The 22,525-nt window shown below is 62.5% G+C and carries 23 protein-coding genes; 11 read left to right on the top strand and 12 right to left on the bottom strand.

Annotation, left to right across the window (positions count from 1 at the left end; translation table 11 throughout):
* Positions 1-125: 125 nt before the first annotated feature.
* The 7 genes from FFI89_RS01220 to hemJ form a co-directional block, all read right to left on the bottom strand.
* Positions 126-1,013, bottom strand: coding sequence for a ParB/RepB/Spo0J family partition protein (locus FFI89_RS01220; protein WP_168212741.1), 888 nt, complete (start codon positions 1,011-1,013; stop codon positions 126-128).
* Positions 1,014-1,194: 181 nt separating this feature from the next.
* Positions 1,195-2,046 carry a ParA family protein gene (locus FFI89_RS01215; protein WP_138832153.1) on the bottom strand — a complete coding sequence of 284 codons (852 nt, stop codon included), beginning with the start codon at positions 2,044-2,046 and terminating at the stop codon, positions 1,195-1,197.
* Positions 2,043-2,732 (bottom strand): 16S rRNA (guanine(527)-N(7))-methyltransferase RsmG, encoded by a 690-nt coding sequence (rsmG, locus tag FFI89_RS01210; RefSeq protein ID WP_168212740.1) that lies wholly within the window; start codon positions 2,730-2,732, stop codon positions 2,043-2,045. The genes FFI89_RS01215 and rsmG overlap by 4 nt, the downstream gene beginning before the upstream one ends.
* Before the next feature lie 187 nt (positions 2,733-2,919).
* Entirely contained in the window at positions 2,920-4,803 is a 1,884-nt protein-coding gene (mnmG, locus tag FFI89_RS01205) for a tRNA uridine-5-carboxymethylaminomethyl(34) synthesis enzyme MnmG (RefSeq protein WP_138832149.1), read from the bottom strand.
* A gap of 138 nt (positions 4,804-4,941) precedes the next feature.
* Complete coding sequence (gene mnmE / locus FFI89_RS01200; protein ID WP_138832147.1) at positions 4,942-6,273, bottom strand: tRNA uridine-5-carboxymethylaminomethyl(34) synthesis GTPase MnmE; 1,332 nt, start codon at positions 6,271-6,273, stop codon at positions 4,942-4,944.
* Between the two features lie 317 nt (positions 6,274-6,590).
* Positions 6,591-7,856, bottom strand: coding sequence for a transcription termination factor Rho (gene rho / locus FFI89_RS01195; RefSeq protein ID WP_138832145.1), 1,266 nt, complete (start codon positions 7,854-7,856; stop codon positions 6,591-6,593).
* A 257-nt stretch (positions 7,857-8,113) separates the two neighbouring features.
* Positions 8,114-8,536: a protoporphyrinogen oxidase HemJ gene (gene hemJ, locus FFI89_RS01190; protein WP_138832143.1), complete on the bottom strand. Its 423-nt coding sequence runs from the start codon at positions 8,534-8,536 to the stop codon at positions 8,114-8,116.
* Positions 8,537-8,979: 443 nt separating this feature from the next.
* On the opposite strand from hemJ, the gene FFI89_RS01185 reads away from it, so the two are divergent.
* The 4 genes from FFI89_RS01185 (at position 8,980) to dnaQ (ending at position 11,855) form a co-directional block, all read left to right on the top strand.
* Positions 8,980-9,819 carry a pyruvate, water dikinase regulatory protein gene (locus FFI89_RS01185; protein ID WP_138832141.1) on the top strand — a complete coding sequence of 280 codons (840 nt, stop codon included), beginning with the start codon at positions 8,980-8,982 and terminating at the stop codon, positions 9,817-9,819.
* Between the two features lie 10 nt (positions 9,820-9,829).
* Complete coding sequence (locus tag FFI89_RS01180; RefSeq protein ID WP_138832139.1) at positions 9,830-10,438, top strand: Maf family nucleotide pyrophosphatase; 609 nt, start codon at positions 9,830-9,832, stop codon at positions 10,436-10,438.
* A 29-nt stretch (positions 10,439-10,467) separates the two neighbouring features.
* Positions 10,468-11,067 (top strand): dephospho-CoA kinase, encoded by a 600-nt coding sequence (coaE, locus tag FFI89_RS01175; protein WP_138832137.1) that lies wholly within the window; start codon positions 10,468-10,470, stop codon positions 11,065-11,067.
* Positions 11,068-11,159: 92 nt separating this feature from the next.
* Entirely contained in the window at positions 11,160-11,855 is a 696-nt protein-coding gene (dnaQ, locus tag FFI89_RS01170; protein WP_138832135.1) for a DNA polymerase III subunit epsilon, read from the top strand.
* Positions 11,856-12,009: 154 nt separating this feature from the next.
* On the opposite strand, the gene secB is transcribed toward dnaQ, so the two are convergent.
* Positions 12,010-12,498 (bottom strand): protein-export chaperone SecB, encoded by a 489-nt coding sequence (secB, locus tag FFI89_RS01165; RefSeq protein ID WP_138832133.1) that lies wholly within the window; start codon positions 12,496-12,498, stop codon positions 12,010-12,012.
* Between the two features lie 557 nt (positions 12,499-13,055).
* On the opposite strand from secB, the gene FFI89_RS01160 reads away from it, so the two are divergent.
* Genes FFI89_RS01160 through FFI89_RS01150 form a run of 3 tightly spaced genes read left to right on the top strand, consistent with a single transcriptional unit; the run spans position 13,056 to position 15,896 of the window.
* A complete protein-coding gene (locus tag FFI89_RS01160; protein WP_138832131.1) occupies positions 13,056-13,763 on the top strand; it encodes a Tim44/TimA family putative adaptor protein in 708 nt (235 codons plus the stop codon).
* A complete protein-coding gene (locus tag FFI89_RS01155; protein WP_371722368.1) occupies positions 13,741-15,306 on the top strand; it encodes an MltA domain-containing protein in 1,566 nt (521 codons plus the stop codon). The genes FFI89_RS01160 and FFI89_RS01155 overlap by 23 nt, the downstream gene beginning before the upstream one ends.
* Positions 15,303-15,896, top strand: a complete 594-nt coding sequence (locus tag FFI89_RS01150) for a Smr/MutS family protein (RefSeq protein WP_138832127.1) — start codon at positions 15,303-15,305, stop codon at positions 15,894-15,896. The genes FFI89_RS01155 and FFI89_RS01150 overlap by 4 nt, the downstream gene beginning before the upstream one ends.
* A 4-nt stretch (positions 15,897-15,900) precedes the next feature.
* On the opposite strand, the gene FFI89_RS01145 is transcribed toward FFI89_RS01150, so the two are convergent.
* From FFI89_RS01145 to hslV, 4 genes are all read right to left on the bottom strand, one after another.
* A complete protein-coding gene (locus tag FFI89_RS01145) occupies positions 15,901-17,025 on the bottom strand; it encodes a hypothetical protein (RefSeq protein ID WP_138832125.1) in 1,125 nt (374 codons plus the stop codon).
* A gap of 166 nt (positions 17,026-17,191) precedes the next feature.
* The gene (gene hslU, locus FFI89_RS01140) at positions 17,192-18,496 is read right to left on the bottom strand and encodes an ATP-dependent protease ATPase subunit HslU (protein ID WP_138832123.1); all 1,305 of its coding nucleotides are present in this window, start codon (positions 18,494-18,496) and stop codon (positions 17,192-17,194) included.
* Between the two features lie 51 nt (positions 18,497-18,547).
* A complete protein-coding gene (locus tag FFI89_RS01135) occupies positions 18,548-19,159 on the bottom strand; it encodes a DUF2585 domain-containing protein (RefSeq protein ID WP_138832121.1) in 612 nt (203 codons plus the stop codon).
* A 32-nt stretch (positions 19,160-19,191) separates the two neighbouring features.
* Positions 19,192-19,743 (bottom strand): ATP-dependent protease subunit HslV, encoded by a 552-nt coding sequence (gene hslV, locus FFI89_RS01130; protein ID WP_074821122.1) that lies wholly within the window; start codon positions 19,741-19,743, stop codon positions 19,192-19,194.
* Between the two features lie 234 nt (positions 19,744-19,977).
* Between hslV and hisB the strand changes: the two genes are divergently transcribed.
* Genes hisB through hisA form a run of 4 tightly spaced genes read left to right on the top strand, consistent with a single transcriptional unit; the run spans position 19,978 to position 22,513 of the window.
* Positions 19,978-20,571, top strand: coding sequence for an imidazoleglycerol-phosphate dehydratase HisB (gene hisB / locus FFI89_RS01125; protein ID WP_138832119.1), 594 nt, complete (start codon positions 19,978-19,980; stop codon positions 20,569-20,571).
* Between the two features lie 27 nt (positions 20,572-20,598).
* Positions 20,599-21,129 carry a DUF2628 domain-containing protein gene (locus tag FFI89_RS01120; RefSeq protein ID WP_138832117.1) on the top strand — a complete coding sequence of 177 codons (531 nt, stop codon included), beginning with the start codon at positions 20,599-20,601 and terminating at the stop codon, positions 21,127-21,129.
* Entirely contained in the window at positions 21,126-21,776 is a 651-nt protein-coding gene (gene hisH, locus FFI89_RS01115) for an imidazole glycerol phosphate synthase subunit HisH (RefSeq protein ID WP_138832115.1), read from the top strand. Before FFI89_RS01120 ends, hisH begins: the two co-directional genes overlap by 4 nt.
* Positions 21,764-22,513 carry a 1-(5-phosphoribosyl)-5-[(5-phosphoribosylamino)methylideneamino]imidazole-4-carboxamide isomerase gene (gene hisA, locus FFI89_RS01110; RefSeq protein WP_210249061.1) on the top strand — a complete coding sequence of 250 codons (750 nt, stop codon included), beginning with the start codon at positions 21,764-21,766 and terminating at the stop codon, positions 22,511-22,513. Before hisH ends, hisA begins: the two co-directional genes overlap by 13 nt.
* Positions 22,514-22,525 lie beyond the last annotated feature (12 nt).

Below are 22,525 nucleotides of genomic sequence, written 5' to 3'. Positions count from 1 at the left end.
CAACGGGTCGGCGCGAAGCGCCGCCCGATGACAGGCTCCGCGAAGCAATCCATCTCCCCGCATGGAAAGTATGGATTGCTTCGTCGCTAACGCTCCTCGCAATGACGAGGAGAAGTTTCGGGAAATCAACCGCCCTTCGCCAACCGCCGCATCACCTCGTCGAGCTGTTCGAGGTTGCGGTAGCTGATCTGCACACTGCCGCCGGGATCGCGGTGATTGACCGTCACGGCCAGACCGAGCGCGTCGCTGACACGCTTTTCCAGCGCGATCGTGTCCGGATCCTTGACCTTGCCGCCGCCACTACTACGCGCCTTCTGCGGCTTGCGTTCCGGCACGCCTTCCTCATGCGCCAGCGCTTCAGCCTGGCGGACGTTGAGGCCTTCGGCGACGATGCGTTGCGCGGCGGTCAGCGGATCGGGCACGCTGATCAGGGCGCGGGCATGGCCGGCCGACAATTCGCCCTTGGCGATATAGGCCTGCACTTCCGGCGGCAGTTTGGTCAGCCGCATCATGTTGGCGACGTGGCTGCGGCTCTTGCCGACAATCTTGGCGATGTCTTCCTGGCTGCGTTTGAATTCGTCTGCCAGCGCGTGATAGCCCTGCGCCTCTTCCATCGCGTTGAGGTCTTCGCGCTGCACGTTTTCGATGATCGCGATTTCGAGCGCATCGGCGTCGCTGACGTCGATGGGGACAATCGGCACTTCGTGCAGGCTGGCGAGCTGGGCGGCGCGCCAGCGGCGTTCGCCGGCGATGATCTCAAAGCGATCCTGCGCGCCCTTGACCGGGCGCACCACGATCGGCTGGATCACGCCGTGCTGCTTGACGGAGGCGGCGAGCTCGCCGAGTTCGGAATCGGAAAATGTCCGGCGCGGGTTGCGCGGATTCGGTTTCAGGAATTCGATCGGAACCTTGCGCTGGTTGCGCGGCCGGTCGACATGCGCGGCCTCGCCGCCGACATCTCCGATCAGACTTGCAAGACCGCGGCCCAGTCGCGAACGCGCTTCGTCGGCCATCGCCAACTCCCTTGGATTCACTTAGGTCACTCCGGAATTAGAAATCTCTGATTGCGGTAGGATGTGTTGAGCGTAGATCGTAGGGTGGGCAAAGGCGCCTCTTGCGCCGTGCCCACCATCTCTCGGTCGCGAAACAAGTTGGTGGGCGCGCTCCGCTTTGCCCACCCTACGGCGTCCTCTATCAATGCGTCCTCAGCTCGCGCTCGCGCTGGATCACTTCGGTCGCGAGCTTCAGATACGCATCGCTGCCGACGCATTTGAGATCGTAGACCAGCACCGGCTTGCCGTAGGATGGCGCCTCGGAGATGCGCACGTTACGCGGGATCATGGTGTTGTAGACCTTGGAGCCCATGAACTGCCGGACGTCGGCAACGACCTGGTTCGACAGGTTGTTGCGCGAGTCGAACATCGTCAGCACGATGCCGTGAATCGACAGGGTCGGATTGAGTGTCGAGCGCACCTGCTCCACCGTCTGCAGCAATTGCGACAAACCTTCGAGCGCGAAAAACTCGCATTGCAGGGGCACCAGGATCGCATCCGACGCCGCCATCGCGTTGACGGTGAGGAGGTTGAGCGACGGCGGGCAATCGATCAGCACATAGGTGTAATCGGATTCGGGCGCGGCGTTTTCGTTCAGCGCGGCGATCGCATCGCGCAGGCGGAACGCGCGGCCGGGCGTCGATCCCAGTTCAAGCTCGAGACCCGACAGATCCATGGTCGAGGCCGCGATGTGCAGCCGCGGCACCGCGGTGGCGACCACCGCCTCGCGCAGCGGCGCTTCGCCGATCAGAACGTCATAGGTCGAGCAGCTGCGGCTGCGGCGATCGATGCCGAGACCGGTCGAGGCATTGCCCTGCGGATCGAGATCGACGATCAGGACGCGCTCACCAATCGCAGCGAGTGCGGTGCCGAGATTGATCGCTGTGGTGGTCTTGCCGACGCCGCCCTTCTGGTTGGCGAGCGACAGGATACGCGGATGGGGTGGCGGCGTTGGTACCCTATCCTCTTGATATAGCTGATCAAATTCGGTCATGCCCGGTCGCCATTCGCCTTTGCGGAGGGGTTGTACCGCTCGATTCGGTCGAGTTCGACGATCCAGCCGTTTCCGCTGGTGCGGCTGGAATGGAGTCGCGGGTTAATATTCCAATATTTAGTGGCGTCGGTCAATTCAGCCTCTACATCTTGGCCCTTGAGAAACAGCGCTTTTGCGCCTTTTCTCACCACCGGTTCCGCGAAACCGATCAGCTGATGTAACGGAGCCAGCGCCCGCGCAGTGACGCAATCGATCGGGCCGGCGATTCTATCCACACTATCCCCGATGTCAGCCAGGTGCACGGTTCCCGCCGCCGATGTGACGCGGATCGCCTCGCGCAGGAAGGCGGCCTTCTTGGCGTTGCGCTCGATCAAATGAATATTGGCGCCCGGCGTCTCCGCCAATGCACAAGCCAGCACCACGCCCGGAAAGCCGCCGCCGCTGCCGAGATCGACCCAGGTCTTCGCCGACGGCGCCAGGCTCAATAACTGCAGCGAGTCCGAGACATGTCGGGTCCATAAATTCGGCAGCGTCGACGGCGCCACCAGGTTGGTTTTCGCCTGCCACGCCACCAGGAGGTCGACATAGCGGTCCAGCCGCGCCTCTGTTTCACGTGAAACGGGGGTGAGGGCCAGGGCTGCGGCCTTGTCGGACGGCAGGATGGGCGAGGCGGAAGCTTTGGTCATTGGGGATCTGCCGATCAATGATTTGAAACTGTCATTGCGAGGAGCGCACGCAACGACTTGTCCGCCGTAGCTCAACGAGCGAAGGCGGAAGCAATCCATACTTCCTCGCGGTCGGCTGGATTGCTTCGCTTCGCTCGCAATGACAACCGAGGAAGCGAGCCCCGCGCCTGTTTCACGTGAAACAACCCTATGCGCTGATCTTCGACGTTTTCCGTCGCGCTTCGCGTCGCAGATAGGCCGCTAGAATTCCCAGTGCCGCCGGCGTCAAACCATCGAGCCGACCCGCCTGCCCTACGGTGCGCGGCCGCGCCGCTTCAAGCTTTGCGCGCGCTTCATTGGAGAGCCCGGGCACCTCGGCGTAGTCGATATCGGTCAGAACCAACCCTTCGTCGCGCCGGAAGGCGTCGACATCAGCGGTCTGGCGCTTCAGGTAGACATCGTACTTGGCATCGATCTCGAGATGAACCGCGATGGATGGGTCAATGGCCGATAGCTCCGGCCAGATCCCACGCAGCATGCTCCACTCAACCTCCGGATAGGCCAATAGCTCGAACGCTGAGCGGCGATGGCCGTCTTTGTTCAGCGCCAGGCCGTGCCTGGCGGCCTCATTGGGAGTGATCGCCAGCGACTTCGCCAGCGACTTCGCGGCATGGAGCGCGGCCATCTTTGCGGCATGGCGCTCCGAACGCGCCTGCCCGACGCAGCCCAAGGCAATTCCCTTGTCGGTTAGGCGCTGGTCGGCATTGTCGGCCCGCAGGGTCAGGCGATATTCGGCCCGCGAGGTGAACATCCGATACGGCTCGGTGATCCCCCGGGTCACGAGGTCGTCGATCATCACCCCGAGGTAGCCATCGGCGCGGTCGAACACGATCGGATCGGCACTCCCGGCCATCAAGGCGGCATTCAAACCGGCGACAATCCCCTGCGCCGCGGCTTCTTCATATCCCGTGGTGCCGTTGATCTGCCCGGCCAGGAACAGGCCCGGCAGACGCTTGGTCTGCAAGGTTGGGTCAAGCTCACGGGGATCGACATGGTCGTATTCGATCGCATAGCCCGGCCGAACCATCTTGACCCGCTCAAGACCGGGAATGGTCGCCAGGATCGCCAACTGAACCTCTTCCGGCAGCGAGGTCGAGATGCCGTTGGGATAGACCGTGGAGTCGTCGAGACCTTCCGGCTCCAGAAAAATCTGGTGGCCGTCGCGGTCGCCGAAGCGGACGATCTTGTCCTCGATCGAGGGGCAATAGCGCGGCCCGCTGCTCTTGATCTGACCGGAATACATCGGCGAGCGATGCACGTTGGCCCGGATCACCTCATGGGTCGCCGGCGTCGTCCGGGTAATGCCGCACTGGATCTGGGGCGTCGTGATCCGGTCGGTCATCACCGAGAATGGCTCTGGCGGATCGTCGCCGGGCTGCATCTCGACCACGGACCAGTCGATGGTGGTCCCATCGAGCCGCGGCGGCGTGCCGGTCTTTAATCGGCCAAGGGTAAAGCCGGCGCGCTCGAACGAGGCGGAGAGCCCCATCGCCGGAGCTTCGTCGACCCGTCCGGCCGGCCAGTTCCGTTCGCCGAGATGGATCAGCCCGCGCAGGAAGGTGCCGGTGGTAATGACCACGGCGCCGCAAGCGAGCTCGCGGCCATCGCCCAAGCGGATGCCGGTGACCCGGCCGCTGGAGACGATCAGTTCATCGGCCTCGCCTTCGATGACGCTGAGATTGGCGGTCTCCGTAATCGCGGCCTGCATCGCGGCGGCGTAAAGCTTCCGGTCGGCCTGGGCCCTTGGCCCACGGACGGCCGGACCCTTGCGGCGGTTCAGCATTCGGAACTGGATGCCACCGGCATCGGCGACCCGCCCCATCAGGCCGTCCAGGGCATCGACCTCGCGAACCAGATGGCCCTTGCCGAGACCGCCGATCGCGGGGTTGCAGGACATGGCGCCGACGGTCGCGAAGCGGTGCGTCACCAGGGCCGTCTTTGCCCCCATCCGCGCAGCCGCGCTCGCGGCTTCGCAGCCGGCATGGCCGCCGCCGATGACGATGACGTCGAATGAACCCGCTTGGGAAATCATGCCGCGACTTCTATCCCGAAGTCGTAAAACCGGAAAGCTGGAAATGCCGGTGGAACGGCCGATTGTTTCACGTGAAACATCGGGCTCGCGAACCTGTTTCACGTGAAACAGCGTAGCTATAAAATGAACAAAGAAATATTACTTGCCAACACAGAATTCCCGGAAGATCACATCCAGAATATCCTCGACATCGACCCTGCCCAATAACCTTCCCAAGGAATGAGCCGCGGTTCGGAGTTCCTCGGCCGCCAGCTCCTCGCCCGCGTCGACAACGTCGAGGCAGCGTCGCAGTGCAGCCGCCGTTTCTTGCAGCAGTTTTCGCTGCCGGGTCCGGCCGATCAATCCGCCCTCGCTCCCGCCAAAGTAATCCTGCGCGAAACCGACCAGCGCAGCAATCAGCGCCGGCAACCCGTCACCGCGGCTGGCCGAGATCTCGAACCCGACTTCCGCTTCTGGATGGGCCAATGGCCGACCACCGGCCGCGAGATCGATCTTGTTCCGCACCAGCCAAACCGGCGCCGTGCCCTGGGGCTCGCTCTCGGCTCCCGGCGAATCAGCCAGCCACAACACCAGGTCGGCATCCGCCGCGCGCGCCCTCGCCCGGCGCACGCCCTCCTGCTCGACCGGATCGTCGGTCTCGCGAATGCCGGCGGTGTCGATGAACGTCACCGGATAACCATCGAGATCGAGCTGCACCTCGATGACGTCGCGGGTGGTGCCGGCGTGCGGCGACACGATCGCAACCTCGCGCCGCACCAGCTGATTCATCAGCGTCGACTTTCCGACATTCGGCGGGCCTGTTATCGCGACCACCAGCCCGTCGCGCAGGCGCTCACTTTGTCCCTGTGCCGCAAGGACTTCTTCAATCTCTCTCAGCAGTGTTTGGATCTTCGCCATCGCAGGCGCGATCAATTCCGCCGGCACGTCGCCCTCGTCCGAAAAATCGATGCCGGCCTCGATCAGTGCCGACGCTTCAATGATCCGCGCGCGCCAGTCCCGCGCTCTGTCGCCGAGCAATCCCTTGAGCTGTCGCAGCGCCTGGCGGCGCTGGCGATCGGTGTCGGCGTGGATGAGATCGTCGAGGCCCTCGGCTTCGGTCAGGTCGAGCTTGCCGTTCTCAAAGGCCCGCCGGGTAAATTCGCCAGGCTCGGCAGCGCGAACATTTTCGAAACCCGCCAGTGCCGCAAACAAGGCGGCCAACACCGCTCGGCCGCCATGGACGTGGAACTCGGCGACATCCTCGCCGGTCGCACTGGCCGGACCTGGAAACCACAGCATGATCGCATCGTCGATCGGCTGCTGGCCGGCATCGCGGAGCAGCGCCCGAGTTGCCGCCCGCGCGGGTGGGGTTTTGCCACCCAGGGCGTTCAACAACGGCCCGGCCTGCGGCCCCGAGACCCGCACCATGGCGATGGCGCTGGGCGGCCGGCCTGACGACAACGCAAAAATGGTCTGGTCCCGCGGATGCATCGCCTATTTGTGCGGGAGGCTTTGAAAAGGCAACGCAATTTCAGCCCAAGCGCCCGCACCCAATCTGCGAGAAACGGTGCTGCCCATGCGGTTTCATGCGGCAGCAGTGATGTGGCAATCATGCCGCGGAATTTCCGGGCAATCGCCCTCCCCGCGGCCTCGCTCCAAGCAAAGGCCATAAATATCAAATACTTATGGGAATAGCTCGTCGCACAGGAGTTCGTCCTCATGCTGTAGTTTTGCTGCAGCAATGCCTGCAACATGAAAAAGGCGCCCCGCTTTCACGAGGCGCCCCCAATCAAACCCAGCCTCGCGGCTCAGGTATTCATGGAATCGAAGAATTCCGAGTTGTTCTTGGTGTTGCGGAGCTTGTCGAGCAGGAAGTCGATCGCATCCATGGTGCCCATCGGATTGAGGATCCGGCGCAGCACGTACATTTTCTTCAGCAGCTGCGGATCGGTGATCAGCTCTTCCTTGCGGGTGCCGGAGCGCGAGATGTCGATCGCCGGGAAGGTCCGCTTGTCCGAGACCTTGCGGTCCAGAATCAGTTCGGAGTTGCCGGTGCCCTTGAACTCTTCGAAGATGACTTCGTCCATGCGGCTGCCGGTATCGACCAGCGCGGTCGCGATGATCGTGAGCGAACCGCCCTCCTCGATGTTGCGCGCGGCGCCGAAGAACCGTTTTGGCCGCTGCAGCGCGTTGGCATCGACGCCGCCGGTCAACACCTTGCCGGATGACGGCACCACGGTGTTGTAGGCGCGGCCCAGACGCGTAATCGAGTCGAGCAGGATCACGACGTCGCGGCCATGCTCGACGAGACGCTTGGCCTTCTCGATCACCATCTCGGCGACCTGAACGTGACGCACCGCAGGTTCGTCGAAGGTCGATGACACCACCTCGCCCTTCACCGAACGCTGCATGTCCGTGACTTCCTCCGGACGTTCGTCGATCAGAAGCACGATCAGATAGCATTCCGGATGATTGGCCGTGATCGAGTGCGCGATGTTCTGCATCAGCACCGTCTTGCCGGTGCGCGGCGGCGCCACGATCAAAGCGCGCTGGCCTTTGCCGATCGGGGCCACGATGTCGATAACCCTTGCAGAAAGGTCTTTCCGCGTCGGGTCTTCGAGTTCGAGCCGGAAGCGCTGATCCGGGAACAGCGGTGTCAGATTGTCGAAATTGACCTTGTGCTTCGACTTTTCCGGATCTTCGAAATTGAGCGTGTTGACTTTCAGCAGCGCGAAATAGCGTTCGCCCTCCTTCGGGCTGCGGATGTGGCCTTCGATGGTGTCGCCGGTACGAAGACCGAAGCGGCGGATCTGCGAGGGCGAAACGTAGATGTCGTCCGGACCCGGCAAATAATTCGCGTCGGGCGAGCGCAAGAATCCGAAGCCGTCGGAGAGAACCTCAACAACGCCCTCGCCGATGATGTCAGTCTCGGCAATCGCAAGCTGCTTGAGAATGGCAAACATCAGCTCCTGCTTGCGCATGGTGCTGGCATTTTCGACCCCGTTATCTTCCGCAAACGAGACGAGCTCGGCCGGCGTTTTCGATTTGAGGTCCTGGAGTTTCATTTCCCGCATTGGGATGGTCCTGTGGAGTGTCTTAAGGGAGGGATGCGAGGTGGCTTTAGAAAAAGGCGGACACGAAAAGGGGAAGGTCCGCAGGTCTAAGCAAGGAAAGCGCCGGTGAGGCTTCAAACCTGATGCGGCGGCCGGTCCAATGAAGAAACCGGAACGCGACCACATCCGCCTGCGTGGGGTGGGATTTCGATAATATAGAAAATCGCCTGACACTCCGCAAGCAGGTGAGGGGGCGGGACAACCAACGAATTCGCCGGCTAGAACGGCTTCACCACTACCAGGATAACGATGAAGATCATCAGGAGCGTGGGTACCTCATTGATAATTCGATAGAATTTCTGACTTCTGACATTCCGGTCGGCGGCAAAATCTTTCACACAGCGCGAAAAAAAGCCGTGGATGCCCGACAGCAGCAGCACCAGCGCAAATTTGCCGTGGAACCAGCCGGAAGTGTACCAGTGGCCGCTCCAAGCCAGATACAACCCGGCCAGCCAGGTGATGATCATGGCGGGATTGATGATCGCTTTCAGCAGCCGCCGTTCCATGATTTTGAACGTCTCGGATTGCTTCGAGCCGACCTCCGCCTCGCAATGGTAGACGAACAACCGCGGCAGGTAGAGCATCCCGGCCATCCACGCGATGACCGCGATCACATGCAGCGCCTTGATCCACTCGTACATCGCGATCGCCCTTGCCCCAAAACCTTCCGGCCACGCTGGTGTCGCAGAGAGCCTTCGCCAGCGTGGGAGCGAGACATATCCTCAAAGCACCGCTTCTCTAAACTAATAATTCTAGAATCTTAGGTTTGAGTCTAAGTAGCGGTGAATTGGACTCACACAAATCTGTCCCATATTTCTGCTGGACTTGTTCACATTCATCACCCATTCCGTCCGTGAATACGCTGTTGCGAATAATGCTACGGGCTTCAAGCGCTTGCACCGCTCTGTGGTCAGGTTATGAAGAGACAAATCCACATCTTCCCACTACCGTCGGGACCTGCGATTTGAGTTGTCCTCGCGGACGGCCCTGTGAAGAAAAGTCCGGGTTATCCCTGACCTGGCGATCCGGGGCCGATTATCTCGGCTAAGCTCCACAGGGATTCACAGATTACACAGGGGTTTTGGTGCCCACGACCGGCAACTATTTTCATCTTCATCTGGTCTCCGATTCGACCGGTGAGACGCTGATCACGGTGGCGCGCGCGGTGGCTGCGCAATACGCCAACGTGTCGGCGGTTGAACATGTCTATCCCTTGGTGCGCAGCCAGAAGCAGCTCGATCGCGTACTCGACGAGATCGAGGAGGCGCCGGGCATCGTGCTCTTCACGCTCTTGGAAAAAGATCTGGTCAGTCGCCTCGAATCCAAATGCAGGGATATCAACGTCCCGAGCCTGTCGATCATCGGCCCCGTGATGCAATTGTTCGAAGCCTATCTCGGCGCCGCCACCACCGGGCGCGTCGGCGCCCAGCACGTCCTGAACGCGGAATATTTCAAGCGCATCGACGCCTTGAACTACACGATGATCCATGATGACGGGCAGCACGTCGAAGGCCTCGAAGATGCCGACGTGGTTCTGGTCGGCGTGTCCCGCACCTCGAAGACGCCAACCTCGATCTATCTCGCCAATCGCGGGATTCGCACCGCGAACGTGCCGCTGGTGCCGGGCATTCCGCCGCCGCATCAACTGGAGACGTTGAAAAAGCCGCTGGTCGTCAGCCTCCATGCGACGCCGGAACGGCTGATCCAGGTCCGGCAGAACCGGCTCTTGAGCATGGGCGCCGAATCCGGCAACGACGATTACATCGATCGCCAGTCCGTCGCCGATGAAGTGGCCTATGCACGAAAGCTCAGCGCCAGATTTGGCTGGGCGCAGCTCGATGTGACGCGACGATCGATCGAGGAAACGGCTGCTGCTGTCATGAAGCTGTTTACCGACCGCCAGCGCCAGCGGCTTCCGGAATAGTGACGTCGCGATGACCATCTGGCGTGGAAACGATCCCCTGATACTGGCCTCGCAAAGCCGCGCGCGGCAGATGCTGCTCGGCAACGCCGGGATCAGCTTCGAAGCCGTTGCTGCCGATATCGACGAACGCGCGGTGCAAAAGAATTCCGGCCTGACGTCGCCCGGCGAGATTGCCGGCCTTCTGGCGCGCGAGAAGGCGCTGTTCGTGTCGTCGAGAAATCCCGGCCGCTACGTGATCGGCGCGGACCAGACGCTGGCGCTGGGCGAACGGCAGTTCAGCAAGCCGTCGGGCAGGGCGCAGGCTGCCGAGCAGTTGCGCCTGCTGGCTGGCAACAGCCACGCGCTGCATTCCGCCGTTGCGGTCGCCCGCGACGGCAAGATAGTGTTCGCCGATGTCAGCATCGCCAGAATGACCATGCGGCAGTTGAGCGAAAACGAGATATCAGCCTATCTCGATGCGGCCGGCGATGCGGTGACCACCAGCGTCGGCGCCTATCAACTGGAAGGTTTTGGCGTGCATCTGTTCGAGCGTATCGAGGGCGACCATTTCACCATCCTCGGCCTGCCGCTGCTGCCCCTGCTTAAGTTTCTGCGCCGCGAGCGGCTGCTCGGTATCTGAAAATCTCCTTTAGGAAAACGGCGACCTTGATGCTGATCCTTGGACTGACCGGCTCGATCGGAATGGGAAAATCCACCACCGCGAAGCTGTTTGTGGAAGCGGGCGTCCCGGTCTACGACGCGGATGCGGCGGTTCACAAAATCTATGAAGGCGAGGCGGCGCCGGCGATCGAAGCCGCGTTTCCCGGCACCACCGTCGACGGCAAGGTCGATCGCGCCAAACTTTCCGCCAAGGTGGTGCACAATCCGGCCGCGATCAAGCAGCTCGAGCAGATCGTTCACCCGATGCTCGGCGCCTCCCGCCAGAAATTCTTGGAAGCCGCCGAACAGTCAGGCGTTCCCGTCGTGGTGATGGATATTCCGTTATTGTTCGAGACCGGCGGCGAGAAGCGTGTCGATGCCGTGGTTGTGGTCACGACCAGCCCGGAAAGCCAGCGTGAGCGGATTCTCGCGCGCGGCACCATGACGAATGAGGCGCTCGACGCCATTCTGGCGCGGCAGTTGCCCGACGCCGAAAAACGCAAGCGCGCGGATTTCGTGGTGGATACCTCGCACGGACTGGACCCGGTGCGGGCGCGGATCCGCGACATTCTGGCCGAGGTCGTTAAGATGCCGCAGCGGCGGACCTGATTCGCCGACGGCTCCAGTTTTTTATTTGACGCGTTTTCTTCACGCGAACCGGTTTCCACTTCGCTTGAAAACGCTATAGGCCCAAGGAATCCATGCGCGAAATCGTTCTCGATACCGAAACCACAGGGCTCGATCCGCTGCGCGGCGACCGGCTGGTCGAAATCGGCTGCATCGAGATCTACAACCGCATGCCGACGGGGCAAACCTTCCACCGCTACATCAATCCCGAGCGCGACATGCCGGCGGAAGCGTTCGCCGTGCATGGCCTGTCCGCCGAGTTCCTGTCCAGCAAGCCGCTGTTTACCGAAGTGGTCGAGGAGTTCGTGGAATTTATCGCGGACGCGCCACTGGTGATCCACAACGCGTCGTTCGACATCAGCTTCATCAATGCCGAACTCGACCGCATCAAGCGGCAGCCGATCCCGCGCGACCGGCTGGTCGACACGCTGCTGCTGGCGCGCCGAAAGCATCCGGGCGTGTCGAACCGGCTGGATGATCTCTGCTCGCGCTATGCGATCGACAATTCCCGCCGCACCAAGCACGGCGCGCTGCTCGACGCCGAACTGCTGGCGGAAGTCTATATCGACCTGATCGGGGCGCGGCAGTCGCAGTTGATTCTGGCGTCGGAAACCCGGGCGAGCCAGACCAACGGCATTGGCGAAACCCCGCGACGGCAGCGCGAGGTTGCCCTGGCGCCGCGCATCACCGACGCCGACCGCGAGGCGCATCGCGCCTTCGTGGCCACGTTGGGCGACAAGCCGATCTGGAACGAGTTTCTCGCAGGTTAGAGCCATATCGGTTCTGATTGCATCAGAACCGGGCTCTACACTTTTATTTTGACGCGTTTTCTTTGCGCGAACCGGCGACCACCCCCGGATCAAGTCCGAGGGCATGCTTCGCTCGAAAACGCTATGTCTGCGGCTAACCGCTGCCGCCGCTTCTTCAGCTCGGCTTGGCGCCGGAAGCGGCCTGCTCGGCGGCCTGTCGCTCGATATTCTGGCGGTACAGACCGACGAAATCGACGGGATCCAGCATCAGCGGGGGGAAGCCGCCGTCGCGCACCGCGGTGGCGATGATTTCGCGCGCGAACGGGAACAGCAGCCGCGGGCATTCGATCATGACCAGCGGATGCAGGTTTTCCTTCGGGACATTGACGATCCGGAACACGCCGGCATAGGCGAGCTCGAAACTGAACATCACCTTGCCGCCGTTTTCGGCCTTGCCCTCGATCGAAAGCGTTACTTCGAACTCGTTTTCGGCGAGGTTGTTGGCGCCGACATTGATCTGGATGTTGATCGCCGGCTGCTGCTGCTGCGGCGCCAGCGAGGCGGGGGCGTTCGGATTTTCGAACGACAGGTCCTTGGTATACTGCGCCAGCACGTTGAGCTGGGGAGGGGCCTGCTCGGGAGGCGCGCCGTTACCGTTGGTCATGAAACTCTCTCCTGAAGCGCTGGCGAGCGGAGACCGGATTTTCGTCTGAATTCGCTCGAAGGGCGGGAATGCCTTTGCCGGGCGAGTGGCTATCATAGCCCCGCCTCATTCCACAAGGACGACGGGCCGGCGGCGAAGCGGGCCGGCGGTAATTTGTGGCGGATATGGCTAATCCCGCTCGGCCGACCGCTCCAGCAGCACCTAAATAGTTGAATATACGTGATTTCCAGGCACGTATCGGGTTTCCCCTCGCGGTCAAAACGCGCTACACTTCACCCGCGCCAAAACGCGCCATTGGCTGGGCAAAGTTTCATGCCTACATGCTGCAGACTCAATTGAAGATGTAATCTCTGCCGTTCCCCGAGGTAAACTCTTAAGGAAGACGTGTAAGAGGGCCCCCTAGAGCGTTTTCGAGTGAGGTGGTCACCGGTTCACGTCAAGAAAGCGCGTCAAGACTGAAGACCAGAGCCGGGTTTTGATTGAATCCGAACCGGGCTCTACGGAACACTCGACCGCCGGGCCCGTTACCGGCGTTAGAACCAGAAAGCGAATAAGACGTGTTCGATATTTACACCATCATCTTCCTGGCGTTGGCGGTCTTTATTTTCCTGCGCCTGCGCAGCGTGCTCGGACAGCGCACCGGGAGCGAACGGCCCCCCTATGATCGCGCCGCTCCCAACGTGGTGCAGCGTAGCCAGGACAACAACGTCGTTCCGATGCCGGGCGCGGTGATCGATCAGGCGCCATTGGCGCCGACCGCGGATGTCGTGCCGCCGACCGACCGCTGGAAAGGCATTGCCGAGCCGGGCACGCCGCTGGCGCAGGGCCTCGATGGCATTGTCGCCCAGGACTCCTCGTTCGATCCCAAGCATTTCATTTCCGGCGCGCGCAGCGCCTATGAAATGATCGTGCTGGCCTTTGCCAACGGCGATCGCCGCGCGTTGAAGGACCTGTTGTCGTCGGAGGTCTTTGAGAGCTTCGATGCCGTGATCAAGGATCGCGAGAAGCACGAGCAGAAAACCGAAACCCGGTTCGTTTCGATCGACAAGGCCGAACTCGTGGGCGCCGAAGCCCGCGACCGGGCGGCGCAACTGACGGTTCGCTTCGTGTCGCAGATGATCTCGGTTACCCGCGACAAGGCCGGCACCATTGTCGATGGCAACCCGGATAAGGTCGCCGATATCACCGATGTCTGGACATTCGCCCGCGATACCACTTCTCGCGATCCGAACTGGAAGCTGGTTGGCACGGGAAGCGCGGGCTAAAGCGCACAGCCTTGCAGGGCTTGCGATTGGCGTGATTGCTTTGGCGTTGTCGATTGCTGCCTCGGATGCGTTTGCCGCCCGCCATTTGCGCGCGCATTCCCGATCGCATCCGCCAGCGCCGGCCCCCCGTCAACTGCCATACCCGCAGCTCGACTTGCCGTTCCAGATCAATGGCGGCCAATATTCCCCGCTGGCCTGGTCCGATATCGCAGGCTGGAGCGAGGACGACCATCTCGCCGCCTACAAAGCCTTTCGCGCCAGCTGCAAGCCGATCGCGGCACAGACCGGCGCACCGTCTGATTCGAAAGCGCTGGGCACGTCGCTGCGCGATCCCTGCCGCACCGCAAAGGGCCTCGATCTTACCGACAGCGCCGCGGCAAAAACCTTCTTCGAGCAAAACTTTCTGCCGCTGCGGATCTCGCGGCTCGGCGAAGGCGAGGGCTTTGTTACCGGCTACTACGAGCCCGTGATCGACGGCTCGAAGACCCAGAACGAAGTCTACAATGTGCCGGTCTATCGCCGTCCCTCCAACCTGTTCGTCCGGGGCACCAACCAGAATTCGGCCGGATTGCCCAACAAGGGACAGGTGTTCCGCAAGATCGGTCGCCGCAAGCTGGTGCCCTATTACGATCGTGCCGAGATCGAGGATGGCGCGATCGAGGGACGCGGTCTCGAAATCTGCTGGCTGAGGAACCAGACCGATTTGCTGTTCTCGCAGATCCAGGGCTCCGCCCGTGTAAACCTCGACGACGGTTCGACCATCCGCATCAATTACGATGCGCATAACGGCTATCCCTATACGCCGGTCGGCCGCATCCTGATTGACCGCGGCATCATCCCCAAGGATCAGATGTCGATGCAGAAGATCCGGGAGTGGATGGAGCAGAACCCTGAAGGCGCCGACGAACTGCGGCGGCAGAACCGGTCCTACATCTTCTTCCGCGAGGTGCAATTGTCAGACAAGGACGAGGCCGTCGGCGCCCAGGGCGTGCCGCTGACGCCGGGCCGCTCGATCGCGGTCGACAAGTCGCTGCACGTCTATGGCACGCCGTTCTTCATTGAAGGCCAACTGCCGATCGAATCCGAACAGTCGAAGACGCCGTTTCACCGGCTGATGATCGCACAGGACACCGGCTCGGCCATCGTCGGCCCCGCGCGCGCCGATCTCTATTTCGGCGCCGGCGTTGATGCCGGAAAGATCGCCGGCCGCCTCAAGAATAATATGCGTTTCGTCATGCTGGTCCCGAAGAGCCTCGATCCTTCGGCGCGCGGCCGCCTGCTGCCGGTGCCGGACGCGCGACCGTCGGAAAAGATCGCAAAGCTGTTTCCGCAAACCGATCCGCTGAAGGACCAGAAAAAAATTGTAGCTCCGGCGGTGACGCCATCGGCGGCAGGCTCGACGCAAAAGCCGGCCACTCCAACCGCCCAGGCCCCGGTCGCAAAAGCCACGGTCGCAAAACCGGTGCCGCTGCCGGAAGCGCGCCCGAGTACTGCGCCGGCTCCCGAAAAGTCCCGCCGTCGTCACCGCCGATACCGCCGATGAAACGCCGGTCTTCGAGCTTGATCCCGGACCTGCCGTTGCCGCCGCGACGCAAGCGCGGCCTCAGCGAGGAGGAGCGCTCGCTGTGGGAAAGCGTGGCCAAGCAGGTCAAGCCGCTGCGCAAGCGACACCGTGCTCCGAAGCCGCCGGTCGCTTCGCCGGAAACCGAGGTCAAGGTCACGCCCAAACCGGTTGCCTCGCCAAAGCCGCCGGCACCGCCGATCATTTCCCCATCAAGACCGGAACCGCCGCCGCTGGCGCCGATCGGCCGCCGCGAGCGGTCGCACCTGTCCCGCGGCCGCAAGGAGATCGATGCCAGGCTCGACCTCCATGGCATGACCCAGACCCGCGCGCACCGCGCGCTGTTCGGGTTTCTGCAGCGCGCGCATCATGACGGGCTGACCTTCGTGCTGGTCATCACCGGCAAGGGCAAGATGGGGTCCGAATCCGAGCGCGGCGTGTTGCGCCGCCAGGTACCGCAATGGCTCGGCCTGCCGGAATTCCGTTCGCTGGTGGTCGGCTTCGAGGAAGCCCATATCGGCCATGGCGGCGAGGGCGCGCTGTATGTCCGGGTAAGGCGGTCGCGGTCGTAGCCAATCAGAACGGCCGCACGATCCCGACGCGCGGGATCAGCGTTACGATCCAGCCAAAGACCGTCGTCGTTCGATCGTCCGTTGAAATCAGCGGCACCTCCTGTGAAGCCGGCAACATCTTCACCGCGTGCAGGATCAGGAACAGGCATACCGCCCAGTTCGAAATCCACCGGGAATAATCGAACACCATCGCGAACATCACGAGATAGCCGAGGCTGATCGCAGCGATCGCCGAGGTGACGATGCGGCGGTGGGCGTCGACGCGGAGGGCTACGATCAGTCCGCGAAAATAGCGCCACAGCGGCGTGTGTAGCCAGATCAGCAGCGCAAACACGGGAATGCCGAGGAGATTGTGTGGCAGCCGTTGCCAGGTGTCCGAAACTTCCTTCGCCAGCGGCTGGTACCAGATATAGGCAAAGCTGAGCAGGTCGGTCCGCGACGGGTCGGCCATCCGGCTCCGCAGATAGGCCGTAAATTCCGGCTCCGGCACCGCCATCGTGCCGGTGAATTGCGCGGCAACGAACAGCACGCCGACGGTCGCGAGCAGGGCGATGCCGACGGCTACGTTTTGCCGGCTTGCGCCCTGCACAAGGTAATAACGCAGCGCCACGATGGCGGCGATGGTCGGCACATACATCAGGAGATGGATGTGATGGATCAAAATAAGAATGGCCGAGAACAGCGCCGCGAGCAGTACATAGGCCAGCGAGCGCGCCGGAATCAGCAGCAGGCATATCGCGAACAGGCAGCCATAAATGTCGAAATGGCCGAGCGTGTGCATAAAATTCTTCAGGAAGAACGGCGAGCCGGCGATGAAAACGAAAAGCGGCCAGTGCTTCGCATCAAGGCCGAACGTCCTGCGGAACAGCTGGATGAACAGGCCCGTCGTGAGCAGCCACACCGCGCCGCCGAGCGCGAATACCAGCCACACCGGCACCTTCGCTGCGAACACGCTCACAATCGCGCCGATCAGCGCGCGCTTGGTGAAGCCGAAGTGATACTCGACCAAAAGATGGATGTAGGGGACGAAAGGCGGCAGCGTGATCTTGTGCCAGAAAACCCCGATCAGCACGGCGGCATTGACGGCCAGCATCAAGCGCCAGGGATTTTCCCAGACACGGAAGTTCATTTGGCACCCGAAATAGAAGTTATCGGGCAACTATCACACGGCGAACGTGTGAGGCGCAATTATTCCAGGCGTCGTCCCGGCCTTGAGCCGGGACGCATAGCCACTGTTGCTGATTATCGCGCACTGGGCGGGGACGACGACAGATGGTTACCGCAGCAGGGCTTCGCTACAAAATAAACCGGCTCAGATCGGCGTTCTTGGCGAGGTCGCCGACGTGCTTCTGCACATAGTCGGCGTCGACCTTGATGGTCTCGCCGCCGCGATCTGGCGCGGCAAACGAGATTTCGTCGAGCACGCGCTCCATCACCGTCTGCAGCCGCCGCGCCCCGATATTTTCCACGGTCGAATTGACGGCGACCGCGACGTCGGCCAGCGCGTCGATCGCGCTGTCGGTGATGTCGAGCGTCACACCCTCGGTCTTCAGCAGCGCGACATATTGCTTGATCAGCGAGGCTTCCGGCTCGGTCAGGATGCGGCGCATGTCGTCGCGGCTCAGCGCCGAAAGCTCGACGCGGATCGGCAGCCGTCCCTGCAGCTCGGGCAACAGGTCCGAGGGTTTGGCGATGTGGAACGCGCCGGACGCGATGAACAGGATATGATCGGTCTTCACTGAACCGTGCTTGGTCGAGACGGTGGTGCCTTCGATCAGCGGCAACAGGTCGCGCTGCACGCCCTCACGCGAGACGTCACCGCCGGTGCGGCCGTCGCGCACGCAGATCTTGTCGATCTCGTCGAGAAACACGATGCCGTTGTTCTCGACCGCGTTGATCGCTTCCTGCACCAGTTGTTCGCTGTCCAGGAGCTTGTCGGATTCCTCGTTGATGAGAATTTCGTGCGAGTTCTCGACCGTGAGGCGGCGGGTCTTGCTGCGTCCGCCCATCTTGCCGAAGATATCGCCGAGCGAGATCGCGCCCATCTGCGCGCCCGGCATGCCCGGGATTTCGAACATCGGCATGCCGCTGCCGGAAGATTGCGTCTCGATCTCGATTTCCTTGTCGTTGAGCTCGCCGGCGCGCAGTTTCTTGCGAAATGAATCCCGCGTTGCCGGGCTGGAACCGGGACCTACCAGCGCATCGAGGACGCGCTCCTCGGCCGCCTGTTGTGCGCGGGCCTGGACGTCCTTGCGCTTGCGTTCGCGCACCTGCGAGATCGCGACTTCGACCAGATCGCGGATGATCTGCTCGACGTCGCGGCCGACATAGCCGACCTCGGTGAATTTGGTGGCTTCGACCTTGATGAATGGCGCGCCGGCGAGTTTCGCCAGCCGCCGCGCGATTTCGGTTTTGCCGACGCCGGTCGGCCCGATCATCAGGATGTTTTTCGGCAGCACTTCTTCGCGCAGGCTGCCGGTCAGCTGCAACCGCCGCCAGCGGTTGCGCAGCGCGATCGATACCGCGCGTTTGGCGTCGGACTGGCCGACGATATAGCGGTCAAGTTCGGAGACGATTTCGCGGGGGGAAAATTCGGTCATATTTCCTAGCTAGGGCTCGAATGTCGTGAGAACAAGTCACATTTCGTGGCATCAAATGATCGGCGGTCCGGCCTGCCACTGTTTGATGGCCTCGAAAGGGTGGATCAGCATGATAATGTTCAGCGTCAGATTGTCGCGAATATGGAGCGCCAGCACGAGCTCGAACAGCAGCGCCAGCGCCACGGTGAATGCTACGGGAAGCCTCCGCGCGAGCAGGAAACCGCCGATCATCGCCAGATTATCGGAGACCGAGTTGACAATGGAGTCGCCGAAATAATCCAGCGAAATGGTCCCGGCGCGATAGCGTTCGATAATCCAGTTGGAATTCTCGACCAGTTCCCAGCCGCCCTCCACCAGCATCGCGAGGATCAAGCGGCCCTGCCAGGCGAGGCGCGGGAAGGCGAGGAAGGCCGCGCCGTAGAACAGAAAGCCGTGCAGGATATGCGACAGCGTGTACCAGTCGGTGAGGTGCTGCGAATTCTCCGAACTCTGCACCACGCCGTGCCACAGCTTGACATACCCGCAGGCGCAGATCGGCAGCCGTCCCATCGCGTAGAGGATCGAGGCCTGAGCCGCGAGGATGACAGCCGCAACCGCCAGCCAGTGCCATGGCGAAATATGGCCGGCGACGGGAGGTTTCCCGGTCGTGTTGCCGGCGGTCATGGGTTGCTGACCATCAGAGGCCCCCGCGCTTGCTACAGCGTTTCGATGGTCACGTTTCGATTGGTGTAGACACAGATGTCGGCGGCGATATCGAGCGCACGGCGCACGATGGTCTCGGCGTCCTTGTCGCTGTCGACCAGTGCGCGGGCGGCGGCCAGGGCGTAATTGCCGCCGGAGCCGATCGCCATCACCCCGGCTTCCGGCTCGAGCACGTCGCCGGTGCCGGTCAGGACCAGCGACACGTCCTTGTCGGCCACGATCATCATCGCTTCCAGCCGGCGCAGATAGCGGTCGGTCCGCCAGTCCTTGGCGAGCTCGACCGCCGCCCGGGTCAATTGCCCCGGATATTGCTCGAGCTTGCTCTCCAGCCGCTCGAACAGGGTGAAAGCGTCGGCGGTCGCCCCGGCAAAGCCGCCGATGACGTCGCCCTTGCCGAGTTTGCGGACCTTTTTGGCGTTGGATTTGATCACGGTCTGGCCGATCGAGACCTGGCCGTCGCCGCCGATCACGACCTTGCCGCCCTTGCGGACCGTCAAAATCGTGGTGCCGTGCCAGACCGCCGGCTCATTCTGGGATGCTTGCATAAATTACCCTCTTGTCCGGCCAGATTTAGGGGTTTGCGCCGAGGGTTACAATCGCGGCTTTCCCGTCCAATGAATCCGGTCACCATAGGCGGAAGTCGGTCATTTAGGCGTCATCCCGCAGTAGCGAAGGCCACACCGGCCTGTTAAAAGGGCCGCGTTTTCGGCCCAGGAATAGTTGAGAATAGCCAAAGTCAGTCAAGACCAGCCTAGATCGGCCCAAGGGAAGCACTTTCCATGCGCACAGCGTCCATCAAGCGCAAGACCAAGGAAACCGACATCGAGGTGGCGGTAAACCTCGATGGCACGGGCGTGTCCAAGGTTTCGACCGGTATTGGCTTCTTCGACCACATGCTCGACCTGCTGGCCCGGCATTCGCGCATCGACATCACGGTCAAGGCCGATGGCGATCTCCATGTCGACCACCACCACACCACCGAGGACGTCGGGATCGCGCTCGGGCAGGCCGTGAAACAGGCGCTCGGTACCATGGCCGGCATCACCCGCTATGCCTCGATCCATATGCCGATGGACGAGACGCTGAGCCGCGTCGTGATCGATATTTCGGGCCGCCCGGTGCTGGTGTTCAAGGTCGATTTTCCGCGCGACAAGGTCGGCGAGTTCGACACCGAGCTGGTGCGCGAATGGTTCAACGCCTTCACCATCAACGCGGGCGTGACTTTGCACGTCGAGACCCTATATGGCGAGAACAGCCATCATATCGCCGAATCCTGCTTCAAGGGTCTGGCCAGGGCGCTGCGTGCGGCGGTTGCGATCGATCCGCGCGCCGCGGGCGAAGTGCCTTCCACCAAGGGTCAGCTCGGCGGCTGACCTCGTTCTTCACGGCGGAGAGTTTCGATGCCGGTCTACACAGTGCATGCCCCCGTGGCCAACGGTGCCGATCTCGCGGCGACCGACAAATTCGTCTTCGTGCGTGACGGCTTTCATTTCTGGGCCGCGGTCGCGAGCGTGATCTGGCTGGTCTGGAACCGGCTGTGGCTGGCGCTGATCGGCTGGATCGCGCTGACGCTTGCGATCGACGTTGGAATGACGGCGCTCGGCGCCGGTCGTGGCGCGATCCTGTTCGTCGATCTCCTGCTCGCCTTCCTGATGGGACTGGAAGCGGCGACGCTGCAGCGCTGGACGCTGTCGCGTCGCAACTGGCGTCAGCTCGATATCGTGGTGGCCGACGACGCGGAATCGGCCGAGCGCCGTTTCTTCGATCGCTGGACCGCCAGGCAACGCGGCCTCACCAACGACCAATGGTCGGTCGATCGCGGCGGGCCGCCGCCGACGCGCAATATTCCGGGGCAGCCGTTCTCGAAGCCACCACCGTTGCCGCAGGGCGGGATCATCGGATTGTTTCCAGAGCCGGGAGGGTCGCGATGAGCGTCGCTATCGTCGATTACGGTTCCGGCAACCTGCACTCGGCCGCGAAAGCATTCGAGCGCGCCTCGCGGACCATGCAGGATCCGCAGAAGATCGTGGTGACGCGCGACCCTGAAGTCGTGTTTCGCGCCGATCGTATCGTGCTGCCCGGCGTCGGCGCCTTCGCCGACTGCCGACGCGGCCTCGACGCCGTCGACGGCATGCTGGAAGCGATGACCGAAGCGGTGCGCGTCAAGGCGCGGCCATTCTTCGGCATCTGCGTCGGCATGCAGTTGATGGCGACGCGCGGCAAGGAGCATGTCACCACCGACGGCTTCAACTGGATTTCCGGCGACGTCGAGAAGATCTCGCCGCGCGAGGAGAACCTGAAGATTCCGCACATGGGCTGGAACACGCTCGACATGGTCCGGGAGCATCCGGTGCTGGAGCGGCTGCCGCTCGGGCCGAAGGGCCGTCACGCCTATTTCGTGCACTCCTATCACCTCAATGCGGCCAACGAGGCCGACGTGCTGGCGCGCGCCGATTACGGCGGGCCGGTCACGGCGATGGTGGGCAAGGACACCGCGATCGGTACCCAGTTCCATCCCGAGAAGAGCCAGCGCTTCGGACTGGCGCTGATCTCGAACTTTTTGAAGTGGAAGCCGTGATTCTCTTTCCCGCCGTCGACCTGAAAAATGGCCAGTGCGTGCGCCTCGAACAGGGCGACATGTCGCGCGCGACCGTGTTCAACCTCGATCCTGCCGCGCAGGCGCGTTCCTTTGCCGCGCAAGGGTTCGAGTATCTGCACGTCGTCGATCTCGACGGCGCCTTTGCCGGCAAGCCGATGAACGCGCTGGCTGTCGAGGCGATGCTGAAGGCGGTCACTATGCCGGTGCAGCTCGGCGGCGGCATCCGTGATCTCAAGACGGTGGAAGCCTGGCTCGACAAGGGTATCGCGCGGGTCATCATCGGCACCGCGGCGGTACGCGATCCGGAGCTGGTGAAGAGTGCCGCGCGAAAATTTCCCGGCCGCGTCGCGGTCGGGCTCGATGCGCGTGACGGCAAGGTCGCGGTCGAAGGCTGGGCGGAGACCTCGCAGGTGACCGCGCTCGAAATCGCGCAACGTTTCGAGGATGCCGGCGTTGCCGCGATCATCTTCACCGACATCGCGCGCGACGGCCTGCTCAAGGGCCTCAACCTCGATGCGACCATCGCGCTGGCCGAGGCGATCTCGATTCCCGTCATCGCGTCCGGTGGTTTTGCCTCGATCGAGGACGTCAAAGCGCTGCTGCAGCCGCGCGCCGCAAAGCTCGCCGGCGCCATCGCCGGTCGCGCGCTCTATGACGGCCGGCTCGATCCGACGGCGGCGCTGACGCTGATCCGCAACGCGCGCGCCGCGGCGTAGGAGTTTTTCGCC

The organism is Bradyrhizobium sp. KBS0727, from assembly GCF_005937885.2.
Lineage (GTDB): Bacteria > Pseudomonadota > Alphaproteobacteria > Rhizobiales > Xanthobacteraceae > Bradyrhizobium.
This window is presented reverse-complemented; position numbering and strand designations above follow the sequence as displayed.